The sequence below is a fragment of the Ancylomarina subtilis genome (assembly GCF_004217115.1).
Classification (GTDB): domain Bacteria; phylum Bacteroidota; class Bacteroidia; order Bacteroidales; family Marinifilaceae; genus Ancylomarina; species Ancylomarina subtilis.
Genome location: NZ_SHKN01000004.1, coordinates 17,542 through 36,988 on the forward strand (window position 1 = coordinate 17,542; position 19,447 = coordinate 36,988).

A 19,447-nucleotide genomic window follows, 5' to 3' on the forward strand; every position below is an offset into this window, starting at 1 on the left:
AATATGCATGAATACACAAATTGATGTCCTTGCCGGACGGGCTTGTACTTTTTTCTTGAAAGAAAAGTACCAAAAATTCAAGACTGCGGCATTCGCTGACCCATTACGACTTAAAGGCTAAACGAAATGAACTCGCTACGCTCAAACAGCATTTCGTTTTTAACGCCTTTTTCATCTATGGGACCCCAGCTGCCATTGCCGATGTCGTCATGAGAAAATATAATTCATAAGCTTAATCAAGCTATTCGCATTTATGATAAAAGTTGAATATGCATCAATAATAACGCACTCCCAAACTGTTGGGTGAACAGCCCGTAAGGATCAAAACTGAACTGAAAACGAAGTTTTAGCCCTTCAAAAGATCTCTAAACTTATTTAGATAGACACGACCGACAGGGATTTCAGAATGGCCAATGGTAATTCTGCTGTTCATGAAATAATCAATCTTGCTTAAGGCTACCACGAAGGATTTATGCACTTGAATAAATTGATCACTGGGCAGTTCTTCGAGCACAGATTTTAAACTTCGCAGAACGATATGACACTTGTTTACTGTAAATATCTTCACATAATTGTCCATCGCCTCAAGATAGGTGATGTCCTGTAATTTAATCTTAAAGCTTTTGTAATCAACCTTAACTGTTATCGACTCCCCGTCTGCAGCCCTAGGTATCGTTTTACTGCTAGTCAAGCTCAACTGTTTTTTAGCTTTTTGAACTGCCTGATGAAACCGTTCAAAATCATAGGGCTTAAGAAGGTAATCTATGGCTTCCAGGCTGTAACTTTCAACTGCATATTTACTGTAAGCCGTTGTGAATATGACCAAAGGCTTCTTCTCAAGATTCTTAATCAGCTGTATACCCGAAAACTCAGGCATATTGATATCAATAAAGATAATATCAGGGAGATTGTTTTTCAGATAAGAATAAGCCTCAATGGGGTTGTTGAAGCTTTCAAGCAAAATTAATGAGGGTATGCGGTCGCAATACGATTCAATTAAGCGTAAAGCTCTTGGTTCATCATCAATGGCAATGCAGGTTATGCGAGTATTATAGGTCATGCTTACAAATTTATTGACAAATCAACCTGATAGCTATTTGTTTCATGGTTAATTCTTAGATCATGCTTCCCGGGATAAATTAAGGCAAGTCTTTTCTTAACATTGTCTAAGCCACTCTGAGTTCCATCTGCTTCCTTATTCGTAAAAATACCATTCCTAACCTGAAAACTCAAATGATTCTTTTCCACTCTTAATTTTATATTGATTTCCGTATCGGAACTGGAGCTTACGCCATATTTAAAGGCATTTTCGATAAATGGGATTAATAACAAGGGTGCAATCATCACCTCCCCATTGTCTACAGAGAGATCGAAATTCAGATGGGTTTTATGGGGCAGTCGTAGTTTCTGCAGTTCAATATAGCCTTGTATATAACTAATTTCCTGGTCCAAACTAACATATTCTGATTTTGCATCAGTCAGAACATATCGCATTAAGTTCGATAGTGACATGATTGCTTTGGGCGCCAGATCTGTTTTCTCAATAGCTTCATAATAGATCGAATTAAGACTATTGAAAAGGAAGTGGGGGTCTATTTGTGACTTTAATAGTGACAGCTCTGCCTTGTTTTTTTCGCTACTCATCTTTTGGCTTGACTTACGAAGCTGAGATGTAATTTCAAGAATGTTGATTGCCAATACCACAAAAAACAATATAGACAAGCCCTGTCTCATTCTATTTAGCCGATGAGCGTCACTAATGAAAAAGTTTGCCTCTGAATCAGTTTCCTGTAAGATCTTAAAAATCAGCTGTGGTAAATACAAGTACACTAAAAAACATATAATGACGACAATGATATAAACAATGCTCTTTTTCTGCAGAAGATAGATACGAGTAATGTAATAAATGGGGATGAGCAAAAGGCATGAGAAATAATAATATTCCGGAGCTACAGTACTTACGCGTTCAAAACTATTAAAAAGAAATGGGGGCAATAAAAACAGTAGAATCCAAGCAACCGTATGGAGAATTATTTTTTTTGTGATATCTAATCTAATTGAAAGCATATCTATTCTAAGGTATTATTGACGAAATGTACAAGTTTAACACCAATTGATTAAGATGAATAATATCCATTAAGAAATGTTTAAGATATAATCTTAAACATCAAGTCTAAATCATGCAAGGCAAACAACACCAAACCCTCTATATAGAATAATCTCTTTAAACCAACAAAGCGAGCTTGAGTATAACTTTCCAACAAAAGCTTATTATCAATATTTAAACTATTTTGTCGTGATAATCACCACGCCATATTTTCCTTTATCACCATATACAGCCTCAGCGGCTGCACCTTTCATCACATTCATTTCTTTAATATTCTTAGGATCAATATGCATCATATCTTCTGTGATTTTTCCATCAATAATATACAAAGGTGATTGTGTGTTCTCTGTGCTTCTAAAGACCTCTCTTTGTACGGGTTTGTACTCAACGGGAGCTTTATATCGTATTAAATTATCAGCAATTACCTCGCCTTTCAACTTTCGTATAATATACGCAATAGTCTGATTGTATGCTTCAACCTGTCGAAAAAATATCGGTGTCCGATCTTCAGAAGCTTTAGCAATCAATTTATAACTCTCAATCCGGTAATCACAATATCTTTTCAATAGAGCATTTCGTTGATATATCTCTTCTGAGAAACCTGACATTTCATCGAGCTTTAAAATGAGATCTTTGCATTTTTGCCAATTGGGAATGCCATCCTTATTGATTGCATCCAAATTTGCCTCAGTTATATACTGAGGATAAACACTTAAGGCTTTTTGCTCCAACTCAACAAATTCAGACATATGCGTTTCGTATATAACTGATATTTTCGGTGATCTTAGAACAATGAAACCACAACACACAATGAAGATAAAAGTCAACCCCGGAATAAGCAAGCCTTTCAGCTTAGCTTCCTGATTTGAGAGACTGGGATAAAACGAAAAGCCCAAAAGTATACCCGAAAACAAACCACCAATATGTGCCGCATTATCAATACCTCCTTTTAAACCAAAAAGCAGATTGTATCCCACAAAAATTAGAATACTCACCAGAATTCCTTTCTTACTTTCCTTGTCAATCAAATTGGTTGTTAGCAAGGCAAGATACACCCCATACAAACCAAATATAGCGCCCGATGCACCTGCACTCACAATCATATCGTGCCAAGCCAAACTAAGGAGACTACCTGCTATCCCAGTTAAGATGAAAGCAAAACCCAGTTTCCATTTTCCAATGATGGGCTCCAACAACAAACCAATATATAGGAGCGCATACATATTAAACAAGAGGTGAATCAGTCCAATGTGCAGAAAACAATTACTTAGCAATCGCCAGTATTGTCCCTGAAAAGTTAGAGTTGTAAAGTTGGCGCCCCAAGCTACCAAATTCTCAACTGTTGGGTCGATTAAATGCACTCCGGAAAGCACCATGGAAATAAATACCAAAACACAAAAAATGATGATAATAGGACTCATAAAAAAGCCTGGCTTGGGAGTCAGTAGCTCAAAAAAGCCAATGGTTTTCTCAGCCAATAGTCCTTTCTTTGCCTCGGGTGGTTGATAAACGTAAACCTCCTCATTATTACCTGTAAAATCAGGACATTCTTCTTCGAAATCTGCCTTAGCGTTTGTTAAGCCACACACAATACCTTGCCTGGTATCGAACTTTGACTTGTCACAAACCTTACAAAATTTAACACGTTCTTCTCTTGTCATTATACTCGGGGATTATTTTGATTTAGATCATTCAGTGCATTCTAAAAATTCTTCTAAACTGATGGGCGATTTCAAAAAAGTCACCCCATACATGCACTTATTTAGCAAATCACGAATTTAAACATTATCACACTATTTTTCATAATCCAGATTCTCTAATTATGATATTAATTTTAATTCCAAATTAAGCACACTCCGAATAGCATCCGCAAAAAAATAGCGACTTGAATTTTCATTCAAATCGCTACTCTCTATTTTATTCTTCAGTTCTTTTTAAACGTAATCGGTATAGCCTTTTTCGCCCGGTGAATAAAAGGTTTCCATATCAGGAATAGCAAGTTCTGCTTTGTTTTGTATTTTTTCAACAAAATTTGGATTCGAGATAAAAGATCGTCCGACATAAACCAAATCCAAACCACTGTCTAAAACAGACTGAGCCTTCTCTACAGAGTCGACACCCCCACCCGAAATAACAGTGCCTTTAAAATTTGTCTTAATCGTATTCTTTATATCTGTTGCAAAATCTGGTGCTCCAAAAGCAATCCGATGATCGACAATATGAATATAAGCCAAATTCATTTTCGCTATCTCTTGTGATAAATAGATATAGCTTTGCTCCAAATCTGCATAATCGGGCAACATATCGTTAAAATCGCCATAAGGAGAAAAACGAATTCCAACCTTATCAGCCCCAATGGCATCCACAACCTTTTGTGCTATTTCCAATACAAATCGAGCTCTATTTTCAATCGATCCCCCATATTGATCATCCCTTTGATTCGATCTGGGATTGATAAATTGATCCAATAAATAGCCATTAGCTGCGTGCAACTCTACCCCATCGATACCCGCTTCGTTAATCAATCGCTTAGCAGAAGAAACAAATTCATTTTGAGTGGCTTGAATTTCGTCCAGACTCATAGCCTTAGGCGTTTCATGAGGCATCATACCCGTTTCAGTAAACATCTCACCTGCCGCCTGAATACTTGATGGCGCCAGAGTTTCACTACCTTCAGGCATATTCAGCTTGGCGGTAATTCGACCACAATGCATCAGTTGAACAAAAATCTTCCCATCCTTAGCATGAACCGCCTCGGCAATCTTTTTCCACCCTTCAATTTGTGCATCAGAGTAGGCTCCGGGAATTCTGGGATACCCCAGACCATTAGGCGATGGAGATGTTCCTTCACTAATAATCAGTCCTGCACCAGCTCTCTGACGGTAGTACTCTGCCATTAATTCATTGGGAATATTATTTATCGCTCTGCATCGTGTCAATGGAGCCATTACAAATCGGTTCTTTAATTCTGTGGTTGAACCCAATTGAAAGCTTTCAAATAAACTCATATGATTTATCTTTTTTGGTTAATCGTTTCTTATTAATAATAGACCAGTCTTCAACAAACCTAATCCTTTTTTATTTAAGACACAAAGGTCCTTTATACAAAAAAACGAGCCAGTTTATATTTCATACAAAAGCTGGAATGATAAAACTATTTAAAAGCAATACCTCTAATCTGAGGAATAATGGGTACAATGGCAGAATATAGATTGTAGGATTCGATTTCCAACTGACTGAAACCAGCTGACTCAATAAATGGTTGAATATCCCGATTGGTATGACAGCCCTCGAAACAGTAGTGCCAAGGCCTGTGAAGCAAATTTTGAATCATTGCCAGAACAGAATTCTCTCTGGCTTTTACATGCTCTATAAAAACAAATTTACCCGAAGGTTTTAATATTCGTTTCACTTGTTTTAAACATTGATCCAAATCCTTCACCGTACAAAGAACAAGAGTACTCACCACAAATTCACAGGATTCATCATCCAAATCAATGGCCTCACCAATCAAGGAACGAATCTCCAGACTGATACCATATTTTTCAGCCGTTTTTTTCAAGCTGCCGTGCATATGCTCGTTGGGTTCAATAGCAATAAGATGCGTCCCCTTTCTCAGATAACGCAAATTTTCTCCCGTTCCCGATCCAATCTCAACAACAGTGTCGGGATGATCCTGAAACAAAACCTTCTTCATATCGCCAAACTTATAGTGCATATAGGCCGACATGATTCTGAGCAACCAGGAATTGATTGGTCCGCGTATGGCATTGTTCTTAAATTGATTCTCCATATAAAACAAGCGATTTTATTATCCTCTTCGATTAACCAAAAGTAAGAAAAAAGGGCACCCCTTACGGAATGCCCTTTCAAAATATCATATCAAACGGATTAGTTCGCTAATTTCTTTAATGCCTCACTTGCAGCCTGAATCAAAGGCTGTGATGACAACTTATTACCTGTTGCCTCAATCATCCACTGATTAGGAGTTAATCGACCTTGCTTAAAGATACGATCAACCTCATTAGGGAAACTTTTCCCTTTAAGCTGTTGCTCAAGCTGAAACTCAATCAAATTACCAAAAGCATAATTGGACAAATACAAAGGACTGTTCAACATGTGAGAATATACAGCCAAAATAGTTTGATCTTTCATGCCATAAACCGGAGCGTAGAATTCGTTCCAAATTTCTTTGGCAATACGCATAGTTGCATCGCGAAGTTGTGCCGCATTTGCATCCGGATTTGCATATAACCATTTCCAAACACGAATATCCAACACAGAAACGCCCATAATTTCGTAAGCACTCCAAAATAGATCCAATTTCTTTAAAGCATCTTTTTCCGGCGAATCATCATTGATATCCAATAACATCATATCTCTCTTCTGGAATATAAAAGCCAAGGCCTCAGTGAAAGCGGTATTAGGTACGCCATTCAGCATAAAATAATCAACATCATATAATGAAATGGTTTGCTCCACATTGTGTCCAAATTCATGAACAGCAATATTGTAACCTTTATAATCCATTCCTTTAGCTCCAATTCGGGTACGTAAATGTGCCTTCTGTCCTTTTTTGGCTCCTCCCCAGGCATGCCCCGATCCTCTGGCAGGATCAACTGCAATATGATCTGAAAGGAATTTTGCACGATCTTTATTATAACCTAATTTCATCAATAGGTTTCCTAGATCAGCTTCCAAAGCCGGAGCATTTGGATACAGTCTTCGAGTCTTAGCATCAAGCTTTGACTCGTCCATTCCGCTACGAGCTTTAAAGCCATCGTACCAAATATCGAATGGCTGCAAATCACGCCCCAATCTCTTCTTAATAAGCTCACCAACCTTTTTAGTCTCCTCTGATCTTAGGAAATCTGTAAAAATTTTCTCGGTATTTTCATGGGAAATTTCCTTGGCACCCGCATACTGTCTTTTGATGAAGGTATTCTGATCCGGATAGTAGGGATCAATCGCCTTATTAGCGTGGAAATTATTTAAAATTTGCTGATATCTCTCATTTGGCTCGGGAGTTGCCTCAACGGTATTGCCATTCTGATAAACCACATTTGCATATGGGTCCCATTCGTATTCCCCGCTATTAATTACCTTTTCAGGGATTTCCTGAGAAATAATACGTTGCATCACCTGATAAATGATCTTTTGTTTCTCTAATCCATCAACCGAATTGGCATAGTTAGCTTTAATTTCGTCACGTAAATTCCAATGAGATAGAAGCACCTTATCCTCTGGAAAAAAACGCTTATTATTAGCATCAGTCAAATGCCCCACATAAATATTATAATCAGCAATATAAACATCTGATTCTGCAGCTGCTTTACCCGCATTTTGCAACAATTCAGCAGGAACTCTTGCCGTAAAATAATCACCTAAACGCGCATAAGCCCATTCCTGGCGAGACCATTTCCCAGCCATAGCTTCTTTTTCTTCCAAACTAAAAGGAGGAAAGTTTAAAGCAATTGTAAATGCAATCTTATTTTTATAAAAATCGTCTTGCCAGTGCGCATCAACGCTATATGCACCAAACTGATTATCAATAGGGTGCTGCTCAAACGTATTTAAATGAACAGGTTCAAGCAAATCAAGCGTTATTTTATTAAAGTAACCGGTAATGATTTCGATATTTCGTGAAATCTTATTGAAAACCAATTCGCGTTCGTCTTTATCTGAAACATAGTTTTCTTCACAAAAAGCTTTAAAAACCTCAGAAGAACCATCAGCTTCAGTCCAAAGGTTGGCTACATGCTTCACCCCTCTTATCAATAAACTTTCATCAGCCTTAGGAAATTTAGCTTTCAATGCACTAATAGTAGCATCAACAGTCGTTTTATCAATGTTTGATTTTTCGACACTTGCCGTTTTTGTCGTCGGTGTTTCGTTTGGTTGACAAGCCGTAAAAAATAAAGCTGTACACACAAACAGAAGTAGTTTTTTCATTGTATTTAGATTAGTCGCTCTTGTGAGCTGGTTGTTTCGATTATCCGCTAAAGATATATTTTTCCCACGAGAAGAAATATGATAGAAAACAGGAATAATCTCCAGTTTGTCTATTCTAATCTACAACTCCTAATTTATCATTCATCAACTCCTTTCAGGCCTAATTCTTCGGCTATTCCTTGCATGGCTGTTAATGTGCCTTCAATCAGTTCCCCACGTTCCAATCCTAACATCTCAGCTCCCTTTTCAATGGTTTCACGATGACAGCCTGCTGCAAAATTCTTAGTCTTCCACGTCCGTTTAACAGATTTCACTTTCACGTCCATAATCGATTTTGACGGACGCACTAAAGCCGTTGCAGTGATTAAACCGGTTAATTCATCTATTGTATAGAGTGTTTTTTCTAAGAGAGAAACCGGTTCGACTTCGGTACAAGAACCAAATGCGTGAGACTCAACAGCCCTGATATAATCTTCCGGCCAATTGGCGGCTTCCAAAATCTCCCTTGTTTTTATAGTATGCCTTTCCGGTGCGACTTCCCAATCTAAATCATGTACCAAACCGATGGCACCCCACTTCTCAAAATCTTCGCCATGCAAATGGGCATAATAGCGCATCACCGCCTCAACGGCTAGAGCATGTTTAATTAAACTTTCTGTTTTGATATATTGCTTTACCAGTTCAAAAGCTTCAGTTCGGGTTGGAATATGTTTTTGCATACACTTTGTTTATTTGAGTCTAACAACAGAATAAAAATATCAAAAGTTTTATTCACACCCTATAAGTCTCAATAAAAATGAGTTAATCATTATTCCTATAAACAATTCATATTTGTGATTTTCAAAAATAAGTTCTTTTAAGTATATTCGGATCTTCAACTCTTATTAATATCATTTATGAAGAAAGATAATCGACGAAATTTTATACAAAAACTGGGTGTAACTGTTGGTGCGACCGCACTACTCGACACAGAAAGTATTGCCTCAGTGGCTCGCATGCATTCTGGAAAAGATATGGAACGAACTGAATTCTTAAACAATTATGAAAATTGGATTAATCAATACATCGAAGTGGTTGAAAAAGAAAAATCTGATCAAAATAATCTGGCCAACAAACATCGCATTATGGAGTTATCAGATCAAGCCAAGGATTGGCAAGAGAAGATTGCACTCTATTTAAATGACGATACATTTAAGAAGCGTTACATTCAATTATCGATGCGTTTATCGGATCGTATTAATCACGAACTAGAGGCCTAACCAGCACGTGTTCATACAATAGGGGATACTCTTTTCTAAGATAATCGACCGACTAACTACAAAAAAAGCCCCGATGCAGTCGGGGCTTTAATGTGATCAACAAAACGTTTAGTTTTCTGTCAAAATATTCTCGTCGTATTCAACTTCGAATCTCAATTTGTGCTTCGCCTCTTCTTGAGCCAAATTCAAAAATAATTTCTTTTCAACTTCGTCAGTAGTTGCTGCAGCCAAATCGCTATACAATCTAAAGGCAGCTTTCTCCTTTTTCATAGCAATTGTTAATGCTTCCTGATAAGTGATGTTGGTTTTCTCTTCGTCAACATCAACCAGGTAATCTGCAATTTTCATATCAGCAATCTTCACATCAGAAAATTTTTGCCCTTTACCATTTTTAATGGCTTCAAGCTTGGCGCGATGTCCCATTTCTTCAATTGCGTATTGCTCAAATGTTTCTTTAATCTCCTTGTGCTTCATTTTTGCAGCAAGGGCTGTATAAAATTCAGCGGCCATTGCTTCCTCGTTAATGGCAAAATCAAGGATGTCATTTAATGATTTGAACTCTTTCATATTAAGAATTTTTAAAATCAATATTATAATAAGTGCTTGTATTTAAACATACACTTTTTTATTCAAATTAGTTTGATAGATATTTCTCAGTCAAATAAATATCCATGTTCTTAGCCGCTTTTCTACCGTCACCCATTGCCAGAATAACAGTTGCACCACCACGAACAATATCACCACCGGCAAACATTTCCGGAATAGATGATTGCATCTTGTCCTTCACAACTTCAATGGTTCCCCATTTCGACACCTCTAAGCCTTCAACTGAATTAGGGATCAATGGATTTGGTGAAACACCAACAGCTACAACTACAACCTCACAGTCAAGAATGCACTCAGAACCTTCAACTGGTACTGGTCTTCTACGACCTGAAGCATCAGGCTCGCCTAATTCCATCTTCTGAACCTTCATCTGACATACACGACCGTTTTCGTCAGCAATGTATTCAATAGGATTAGTCAATGTCAAGAACTCAACACCTTCTTGTTTCGCGTGGTGAACTTCCTCAACACGAGCTGGCATCTCTTCTTCAGAACGACGGTAAACGATCATAGCGCGCTCAGCACCCAAACGTTTCGCAGTACGCACAGAGTCCATAGCTGTGTTACCACCACCAACAACAACAACATTCTTTCCTCTCAATACAGGTGTATCCGACTCTTCGCTATCAGCACCCATCAAGTTTACACGAGTCAGATACTCATTTGATGATAAAATACCATTGGCATTCTCACCAGGAATATTCATAAAACGTGGTAAACCAGCTCCTGATCCTACATAAAAAGCCTTGTAACCATCAGCTTTCAAATCAGCAAGACTAGCAGTTTGTCCAACAATATAGTTCGTGATAAATTTCACACCCATACGGCGTAGACTTTCAATCTCAACATCAACAACAGCATTTGGCAAACGGAATTCAGGAATACCATATTTCAATACTCCACCAATTTCATGAAGTGCTTCGAATACAGTCACATCATAACCCAATTTTGCCATATCTCCAGCAAATGAAAGCCCAGAAGGTCCTGAACCAATCACAGCCACTTTAATACCGTTTGAAGCGACCATTTCAGGAGTAGAAATATGACCAGATTCTCTTTCGAAATCAGCAGCAAAACGCTCCAAATAACCAATTGCAACAGCAGGTTGATTTAATTTCTCAACATAGAAACACTTTTGCTCACACTGCAGTTCCTGTGGACAAACACGACCACAAACCGCTGGTAAAGCTGATGTTTCTTTCAATACAGAAGCTGCCTCCAGGATTTCACCACGTTCAATATTCTTAATAAACTTAGGAATATTAATGCTTACCGGGCAACCTTCCATACAAGTTGGGTTCACGCAGTCCATACAACGAGTTGCTTCAAGAATCGCTTGCTCCTGAGTTAAACCTGTATTTACTTCGATACGTTGTGATTTAATACGAACCTCAGGCTCAGTTTCAGCCATAAGTGCTCTCTCAATCGACATACGATCTTTAGCTTTTGTCTTTTTCTGAAGAGCTACTCTCCAGTCTTGTTTTCTTTCGTTCTTGATATATTCTTCAGACCTTTCCATTGTCCTGTTTTTTTTGTGTTGCTATTTGTACTTTGAATCCTTTATTTCTGGAATTGATCAAATTTATCAACCTCCTCATTCTTATAACCACCAAGGCGAGACATCATCTCTTCAAAATCAATTTGGTGAGCATCGAACTCAGGACCATCTACACATGTAAATTTGGTTTTTCCACCAACTGTAACACGACAAGCGCCACACATACCTGTACCATCAACCATGATACTATTTAAACTAGCAACAGTAGGAATTTCGTACTTCTTAGTTAATAGAGAACAGAATTTCATCATGATTGCAGGACCAATAGTCACACACTCATCAATTTTTTCTCTCTTAATAACTTCTTCCATTCCTTCGGTTACCAAACCTTTTTTACCATAAGAACCATCGTCAGTCATGATAATCAACTCGTCAGAATGCTTACGCATTTCGTCCTCAAGAATGATTAAGTCCTTGCTACGAGCCGCCAAAATAGTCACCACTCTGTTGCCCGCTTTTTTATAAGCTTCAACAATTGGTAATAAAGGTGCAACTCCTACACCACCTCCACAACACAGGATTGTTCCTAAATTATGAATTTCTGTTGGCTTACCTAAAGGACCTACTAAATCAGTGATATATTCACCAACTTCAAGATCACAAACTTTGGTAGAAGACACTCCCATTTTTTGCACAACCAAAGTAATGGTTCCTTTAGCAATATCAGCACCAGCTATGGTCAAAGGAATACGTTCTCCTTTTTCACCTACGCGTAGAATAACGAAATTTCCCGGCTTACGAGATTTTGCAATTAAAGGCGCTTCTACAACGATTTTTACGATTTTCTCTGAAAAATATTCTTTTTCAACTATCTTGTTCATCACTTTCTATGATAAAATAAATAAATTCTTAATCCGAAACCACATTAAAAAAGCTGGCAATCAAAACAATAACACCCACTCAATTAATATTAATTCACTTTTCAAATGTAAAGAGTTCGTGTTAATCACCCGACATTATACAGGATTTTTTTTTCTGCCATAAAACATTTTAGTTTGAGTCTAAATTATGCCCCAATAGGGCTATATTTCTTTAATCAATATGACTTAGATGAAGAGTGACGAATCGCGTCAAAAATCAAACCATCAATAATATAAATGATATGCCCAAAATTAACCAAGACGAAATCAGGCATCAGATTGAAGAAAAAATTATAAAATTAAATGACGATATCTCCTATCTGATTGAACTCACAAAACCCATTTCTCCTGACTGTGCAATCGGACGAATTAGCAGAATGGATGCAATCAATAATAAAAGCATCAACGATGCAGCATTGAGACAAAAAAAAATACAGCTCAAAGCTTTACAACAGACGTTAAATCACATCAGCGATGCTGATTTTGGGAAATGTATCAGTTGTGGATGTGAAATTCCACTGGGTAGAATCATATTAATGCCCGAAAGTAAAAAATGTGTTGCTTGTGCAAGTCGCTAAAATTTGTGCTTATATTTGTAGAAATAAAGTATAGAACCATGGCAAAAAAGAATAAAAAAAATATCGTGTATTCAACAAACCCTGATTATGAATACGAATATGATCAAGAAGAAGCTTTGGAAACACTCCCTCCACATCAACAAAGCTTGAAAATAATGATCGATAAGAAACAGCGTAAAGGGAAAGCGGTCACTCTCGTTGCTGGTTTTATCGGTAGTGAAGATGATTTAAAAGATCTTGGTAAACTCCTAAAATCAAAATGTGGTGTTGGAGGGTCTGTCAAAGATGGCGAAATTCTAATTCAAGGCGACCACAGAGAAAAAATCATTGACATTTTAAATAAGGCGAATTATAAAACAAAAAGAGTTGGAGGTTAATTTCCAACTCTCTCTATTTAGACTAATTTCTCAAATTATACTCACTTCTATTCTCCCCCCTCATAATCTTAAACGTCCTGTTTCCCCTAAGTGCAAAACCTTCGAAAAATCAAGAATATTGATCACGAATCTCGACTAGCCATTAAGGGTAATCTCAAAAAACTGATTACCAAACAGTCAACTCTCTCACCCAACCTCTATCACAATAAAATATTACAATAACTATCAAAAAACATATTTTAAACAATATATTTTAAAGTATATTAAATTACAAATACAACCAGCACAACAAGTCTTATATATTATGATCTGCAAACTCCATCTATTAGTCTAATTTTCTGGATGTATATATTCTGACACACTTTTTTTTCACATCAAAAATATGTGTGATTATCTAAAAAAATCGTAAATTCATACACAATTCTTATCCAGAAGATAAAAGTATGAATTCAATAAATCAACAATTATTTTCAATCATTAATACGTCATATTCATACTATTAAACAAACTTGACAGATTTGACAAGTTGAATTACGACATATAATTCATACATTTGTCATTGTATTTTGAAATCGAAACTAAACTTATGTATCCTTTTACACACCACTTCTACATTATTGCTAGTTTTCTTTTCTCATTAATAGTATGTTACAAAATTATACCTTCTGTAATACATCTTGCTAAAGAGAAAAAATTATATGATGAACCCAATCATCGTTCATCACACACGACAATTGTACCCTCTTTAGGTGGCATTGCCATTTTTATTGGCTTTGCACTGTCTATTCTAATATTTAGCAATGGCTTCTTAATTCATGAACTGAAATATATCGTTGCGGCAACACTAATTGTATTTGGGTTAGGTGTAAAGGACGACATCATGGTCATTTCCCCAAAGAAAAAATTATTAGGGCAAATTTTCGCAGCATTGGTCATCATCATCCTTGGAGATATTCGTTTCACAAATTTCCATGGCATATTAGGGATTCATGAACTTAATTATTTTGTGAGTATTCTATTCACCATTTTTGTCATCATTGTTGTAACCAATGGGTTCAACCTAATTGATGGGATTGATGGATTAGCTTCCGGGATCAGTGGTATCTGCACACTCACATTTGGAATTTGGTTCTATATTACAGGACATTACGAATATGTTGTTTTAGCTGGAAGTTTACTAGGTGCTTTAATTGCATTCTTCCGTTTTAATGTATTTGGCAAGCATAACAAAATATTCATGGGTGACACGGGATCACTCATTTTAGGATTATTAATCTCAATTCTAATGATCCATTTCAATGAATTAAACATCTATCCCGAATTCAAGTATGCAGTAAAATCTGCACCAGCTGTTTCTATTGGTATTCTTGCAGTACCTTTATTTGATACACTTAGAGTGATGTTCATTCGTATCAAAAATAAAAGGTCACCTTTTGAACCTGATAAGAACCACGTCCACCACCGTATGGTTAGCCTTGGCTTTAAACATGTTCATGCTTCAATTCGAATTATGGGGGTAAACATCTTATTTATTGCTATTGTATTTGCTTTAAGCGATATTGGAAACCCTAGTTTATTAGTTATTGTAGCATTAATGGGCGCATTTTTCTCTTGGCTTCCATCTTATCTGCTTCACAGAAAAAAAGCAAAAGAACTCCAAACTGCTTAAAAAAAAAGATATTGAATATTAAAGCGTCTCATGCGAGGCGCTTTTTTTATACCCTACAACTCCATCCTTAAATTTAATCTAAATAAACTCGCAAATTTAAAGGAATAGTCATAAATTAGCTTTCCAAATAAAAATTGAACAAGATATGGATCCTATTTTACTTAAAGAATCTCTGAACACACAAGATATAGACTTGCTAATCAAACAAGGACTAAACGACTTGGAAATAAACCTAGAGCAAAAAAAAAGCATCTATAATGAAGCTAAAAAACTAGCTTTACCATTTGTGAAAGCCATCAACTATCACACCACAAATCAGGAAACTAAAGACGCCTCTTACACCTTTAACATTGCTGTTCACTTTAATAATTTCACAGAAAAATTTCGAGAGATCTTCATTTCAAGTTACAGCAAAGATGTTCTTATTGGTTTTGGTATAAGTGCCATCTGGATGGGGATACTAAATGGTCTTGATGCCGAGAGTGGGATTATGCCCAATCATCCATTCAAAAGAGAAATAGCAACTTGTTTGAGAACAATAAGTGAGATATTAGACAACAAAGCATAGATAAAAAGCCTCAGCGAAGTTTCACTGAGGCTTTCCTATATCATCTAACTATTAAAACATAGTTAGCTTCTTTTACTTATTTTCTTCTGAGAATTTACGTCCAGCATGAAGAGCGTCAATGTTCATTTTCACAACATCTTCACCTTTTCTACCAAAGATCTTACGGATACCTTCTTCCAAATACTCAAAAGGAACATCGATAAATGGAGAAGCAGCACCTAACATCACAAAGTTAAAAGCTCTTGTAGAACCCGTTACTTCCTTAGCAATCTTATCAGCATCAATCAATACATAGTTTGGTAGAGCTTCAATAGTTTTTACCAACTCCTCCTCATTCGGATAATCAGGAATGTTGATGAATGGAGATGAATTTGCTACCACGTACCCCCCTTTTTTAAGGTAAGGGAGGTAACGTAATGCTTCCATTGGCTCTACTGACAAAATGATATCTGCACCACCTTTAGGAATCAAATCCGAGTAAATTGGTGTATCAGAAATTCTCATGAATGACTGAACATCACCACCACGCTGACTCATACCGTGAGTTTCAGCTTGTTTCATGTGTAAATTATTATCTAAAGCAGCAGATCCTAATGCAGCAGCAATGGAAAGAATTCCTTGTCCGCCAACACCTGCAATAACCATATCTGTTTTCATGTGTCTAAAATTTAATTTAATCTGTCACATGTAAGTCGCCACTATTAGTCGTTTCCATAAGGCTGAAAAGTTCTTCAGTGGCTCGTTTCATATGTATGCTATTTTATTTTCGGAAAGCAATTTTAAATCACTTTCCGATATATTGAATTATTTGGGCAAAAATTAAAATTAAGCTTTTGCAGCTGCTTTAGCTTTCATTGCTTTTTTAATCTTCTGATCACGAACATTCTTCTGAACGCAAATACGACGAGGAATAATTACAGACACCCCTTGATAATCACACTCTTTACGAATAATATCCTTCACTTCTTCGTGTTTCTTAGGAAGAGACGTAAAGACTTTGATATGCTCAGGATCAACTCCTAAACCTTCACAAATAGATTCAAGCTTTCCTTTGGCAGAAGACTTCTGACCACCAGTCATCGAAATTGACTCATTATCAGAAATAATAACTGTTATAGGAGAATTTTCGTTGATGGCATCCAATAAACCTGTCATTCCTGAGTGAGTAAAAGTAGAATCACCAATCATTGCAACAGCTGGAATAAGACCTGCATCTGCAGCACCTTTAGCCATCGTAATAGACGCACCCATATCTACACACGTGTTAATGGCACGGTATGGAGGCAATGCACCTAAGGTGTAACATCCGATATCAGAGAATACGCGACCTTCACCATATTCAGCAATGACTTCATTCAATGCTTTATAAACATCATGATGACTACAACCAACGCACAATGCTGGTGGACGTGCAGCAACCAAATCAGGAATAGCCATTCCTTCTTCAACTTCCATTCCCAAAGCTTTTGCAACCATATCAGGAGTCAACTCACCATCACGTGATAAAGTGCCATCCAAACGACCGATTACAGCTTCTTTTCCTAAATAACCTTTCAATAATTCTTCAACAACAGGATAACCTTCTTCAAGAACCATCACCTTATCACACTCAGAAGTGATTTTTTCCATCATCTTACGAGGAAGTGGGTATTGACTAACTTTCAATACAGGGAAAGGACAATTGCCATCAGGATAATTTTCCATCAAATAATTGTATCCCAAACCACAAGCAATTACACCTAATGATTTATCAGAACCTTCGGTATATTGATTGAATTGAGAATCCTCAGAAGCTGCTTCGAATTTCTCTTGGTTTGACAACAACAACTTGTAACGACGACGAGCAATACCTGGCAACAATACAAACTGCTGCTTATCTTCTGGCAAATGCATTTCGTTTTCAACTACAATTTCTGATATTGGTTCAACACCAGCACGCGAGTGAGCCAAGCGAGTTGTAATACGCATCATTACAGGCGTTCCAAAAGCTTCAGACAACTCGAAACCAAAGCGAGTCATGTCATAAGCTTCTTGCTGATTTGAAGGCTCAAGAATTGGAATCATTGCAAATTTACCATACACACGTGAATCTTGCTCATTCTGAGAAGAGTGCATAGATGGATCATCAGCAATTGTAATAATCATACCGCCATTAGCTCCGGTGATGGCAGCATTCATAAAACAGTCAGCAGCTACATTCAATCCAACATGCTTCATACAAACCATAGTTCTTTTCCCAGCATATGACATACCAAGAGCCGTTTCCATAGCTGTTTTTTCATTCGCAGACCATTCGCTATGAATTTGACGCTCATTAGCAACTTTTGAATGCTGAATGTACTCTGTGATTTCTGTAGAAGGTGTTCCTGGATAAGCGTAAACACCAGACATTCCAGCGTCAATCGCCCCTTGAGCAATAGCTTCAACACCTAACAATAGTGACTTTTGCATACTATTAGTATTTGTTTATTATTTAAATATTTCGAGATATATTTTGGGTATCTATTCCTAGACTTATAGAAATACGGATCAACAATCGGTCAATCATGTCCAAAAAAAAATGTACTCAGAGAGAATTTCAGATTAATAAAATCTGAAAAAAAGGGAATATGGATTATAGGCCTCCGAAAATTTCAAAAAAGCTTACGAGATATGCAACAACGTAAAAATAAATTGCAAGAAAATCCATTTGTTTACTTGAAGATTGTAATTAAAACAAGAATTTATCCTATTAATTGTTGCAATTATACCAATATTTGATTTAATGTCAATACAACTGGAAGCCCAAACAAGAAGTTTAGAATTATTTCAAATAACGAAAACGGTTGCATAAATATCATAACCCTAAGAAACAGTAGATTAACAACAATTGAATTTAAGCATTTTATTGATTTTAGATAAATCAATAAAATTAGAATCTGCTTTATTCGCAAATAAATGAAGCCTTTTAAGCGAAGAAGATTATTTTTGTAATTTACAGTGTAAAAAAGTTCAGAAAACCGTTCAATATAACAAGACTAAATAATACAAAAGATGGATTACATTGAATTAAAATGTGAGATTACCCCTTATAACGAAGCTGTTGCACAAATTCTGATATCAGAACTTGGTGAACTTGGCTACGACAGCTTTACCGAAAATGAAGATTCAGTTGATGCCTATATCACTGAAGATCTTTTTGATATTGATATGGTCAAAGCTATTAGCTTGGATTACCTCCCTGAATCAAATTTTAAATTGAATTACACTTATAAAACAGTCGTCTCTCAAGATTGGAATGCCGTTTGGGAATCAAATTTCCAACCCGTTATCATCTCAGATCAGGTTGTCATTCGCGCCTCATTCCACACCGATACACCCAAAGTCCCTTATGATATTGTTATCGATCCTAAGATGTCTTTTGGAACCGGACACCACTCCACAACTTCGCTTATGGTTCAGAGCATTTTGGAAAGCGATATTGAAAACAAAAGAGTGCTTGATATGGGCTGTGGAACCAGTCTTCTTGCCATATTAGCCTCAAAACGAGGAGCAAAAATGGTTGACGCCATTGATATTGATGAATGGCCATATAAAAACTCTCTTGAAAACATTAAAAACAATAAGGCTGAAAATGTTTCCGTTTTCCTGGGAGATGCCAGTCTGCTTGAGGGAAAAGAATACGATATTGTTCTAGCTAACATCAATCGTAATATTCTTTTAAATGACATGAAATCATATATCGCTTGCCTACCTAAAAACGGAAGTTTAATTATGAGTGGTTTCTATACTGAAGATTTGAAGTATATTCAGGAAGAAGCTGAAAACAACGGATTGACTTATATAAATCACAAAGTTGATAACAATTGGGTTGCTGTCCGTTTTGAAAAAAAATAAAAGACAAGCATTCAGTTTTAAGAATATAAAATAATCA

The 19,447-nt window shown here is 36.6% G+C and carries 18 protein-coding genes; 6 read left to right on the plus strand and 12 right to left on the minus strand.

The genetic code is table 11. From position 1 onward, the window contains the following. Nucleotides 1-346 precede the first annotated feature (346 nt). From EV201_RS14300 to EV201_RS14330, 7 genes are all read right to left on the minus strand, one after another. On the minus strand, nt 347-1,060 hold the full coding sequence (locus EV201_RS14300; protein ID WP_130308328.1) for a LytR/AlgR family response regulator transcription factor: 714 nt from the start codon (nt 1,058-1,060) through the stop codon (nt 347-349). A 2-nt stretch (nt 1,061-1,062) separates the two neighbouring features. Then, complete coding sequence (locus EV201_RS16435; RefSeq protein WP_165389674.1) at nt 1,063-1,644, minus strand: sensor histidine kinase; 582 nt, start codon at nt 1,642-1,644, stop codon at nt 1,063-1,065. A 642-nt stretch (nt 1,645-2,286) separates the two neighbouring features. After that, on the minus strand, nt 2,287-3,768 hold the full coding sequence (locus EV201_RS14310; protein WP_130308330.1) for a rhomboid family intramembrane serine protease: 1,482 nt from the start codon (nt 3,766-3,768) through the stop codon (nt 2,287-2,289). 273 nt (nt 3,769-4,041) lie between these two features. After that, nucleotides 4,042-5,115 (minus strand): alkene reductase, encoded by a 1,074-nt coding sequence (locus EV201_RS14315; protein WP_130308331.1) that lies wholly within the window; start codon nt 5,113-5,115, stop codon nt 4,042-4,044. Between the two features lie 146 nt (nt 5,116-5,261). Beyond that, complete coding sequence (locus EV201_RS14320; RefSeq protein ID WP_130308332.1) at nt 5,262-5,900, minus strand: class I SAM-dependent methyltransferase; 639 nt, start codon at nt 5,898-5,900, stop codon at nt 5,262-5,264. A 98-nt stretch (nt 5,901-5,998) separates the two neighbouring features. Further along, the gene (locus EV201_RS14325) at nt 5,999-8,059 is read right to left on the minus strand and encodes a hypothetical protein (RefSeq protein WP_207224502.1); all 2,061 of its coding nucleotides are present in this window, start codon (nt 8,057-8,059) and stop codon (nt 5,999-6,001) included. A 137-nt stretch (nt 8,060-8,196) separates the two neighbouring features. Next, nucleotides 8,197-8,778 carry an HD domain-containing protein gene (locus EV201_RS14330; protein ID WP_130308333.1) on the minus strand — a complete coding sequence of 194 codons (582 nt, stop codon included), beginning with the start codon at nt 8,776-8,778 and terminating at the stop codon, nt 8,197-8,199. Between the two features lie 177 nt (nt 8,779-8,955). Between EV201_RS14330 and EV201_RS14335 the strand changes: the two genes are divergently transcribed. Beyond that, entirely contained in the window at nt 8,956-9,318 is a 363-nt protein-coding gene (locus EV201_RS14335) for a hypothetical protein (RefSeq protein ID WP_130308334.1), read from the plus strand. Between the two features lie 108 nt (nt 9,319-9,426). Here the strand turns inward: EV201_RS14335 and EV201_RS14340 are convergent, their stop codons facing one another. The 3 genes from EV201_RS14340 to EV201_RS14350 form a co-directional block, all read right to left on the minus strand. Beyond that, on the minus strand, nt 9,427-9,885 hold the full coding sequence (locus EV201_RS14340; RefSeq protein ID WP_130308335.1) for a ferritin family protein: 459 nt from the start codon (nt 9,883-9,885) through the stop codon (nt 9,427-9,429). A 67-nt stretch (nt 9,886-9,952) separates the two neighbouring features. Next, a complete protein-coding gene (gene gltA, locus EV201_RS14345) occupies nt 9,953-11,443 on the minus strand; it encodes an NADPH-dependent glutamate synthase (protein ID WP_130308336.1) in 1,491 nt (496 codons plus the stop codon). A gap of 41 nt (nt 11,444-11,484) precedes the next feature. Then, the gene (locus tag EV201_RS14350; protein WP_130308337.1) at nt 11,485-12,303 is read right to left on the minus strand and encodes a sulfide/dihydroorotate dehydrogenase-like FAD/NAD-binding protein; all 819 of its coding nucleotides are present in this window, start codon (nt 12,301-12,303) and stop codon (nt 11,485-11,487) included. 281 nt (nt 12,304-12,584) lie between these two features. Between EV201_RS14350 and EV201_RS14355 the strand changes: the two genes are divergently transcribed. The 4 genes from EV201_RS14355 to EV201_RS14370 all read left to right on the plus strand — a co-directional run bounded on the left by EV201_RS14355 (nt 12,585) and on the right by EV201_RS14370 (nt 15,534). Beyond that, on the plus strand, nt 12,585-12,920 hold the full coding sequence (locus tag EV201_RS14355) for a TraR/DksA family transcriptional regulator (protein ID WP_130308338.1): 336 nt from the start codon (nt 12,585-12,587) through the stop codon (nt 12,918-12,920). Nucleotides 12,921-12,958: 38 nt separating this feature from the next. Beyond that, nucleotides 12,959-13,297 (plus strand): translation initiation factor, encoded by a 339-nt coding sequence (locus EV201_RS14360; protein WP_130308339.1) that lies wholly within the window; start codon nt 12,959-12,961, stop codon nt 13,295-13,297. A 586-nt stretch (nt 13,298-13,883) separates the two neighbouring features. Next, nucleotides 13,884-14,966, plus strand: coding sequence for a glycosyltransferase family 4 protein (locus EV201_RS14365; RefSeq protein ID WP_130308340.1), 1,083 nt, complete (start codon nt 13,884-13,886; stop codon nt 14,964-14,966). 145 nt (nt 14,967-15,111) lie between these two features. Next, nucleotides 15,112-15,534, plus strand: coding sequence for a hypothetical protein (locus tag EV201_RS14370; RefSeq protein WP_130308341.1), 423 nt, complete (start codon nt 15,112-15,114; stop codon nt 15,532-15,534). 72 nt (nt 15,535-15,606) lie between these two features. On the opposite strand, the gene EV201_RS14375 is transcribed toward EV201_RS14370, so the two are convergent. Further along, nucleotides 15,607-16,191, minus strand: coding sequence for an indolepyruvate oxidoreductase subunit beta (locus EV201_RS14375; protein ID WP_130308342.1), 585 nt, complete (start codon nt 16,189-16,191; stop codon nt 15,607-15,609). A 168-nt stretch (nt 16,192-16,359) separates the two neighbouring features. Next, a complete protein-coding gene (locus EV201_RS14380; protein ID WP_130308343.1) occupies nt 16,360-17,985 on the minus strand; it encodes a thiamine pyrophosphate-dependent enzyme in 1,626 nt (541 codons plus the stop codon). Nucleotides 17,986-18,567: 582 nt separating this feature from the next. Here EV201_RS14380 and prmA point away from each other — a divergent pair. Beyond that, nucleotides 18,568-19,410 carry a 50S ribosomal protein L11 methyltransferase gene (prmA, locus tag EV201_RS14385; protein WP_130308344.1) on the plus strand — a complete coding sequence of 281 codons (843 nt, stop codon included), beginning with the start codon at nt 18,568-18,570 and terminating at the stop codon, nt 19,408-19,410. Nucleotides 19,411-19,447 lie beyond the last annotated feature (37 nt).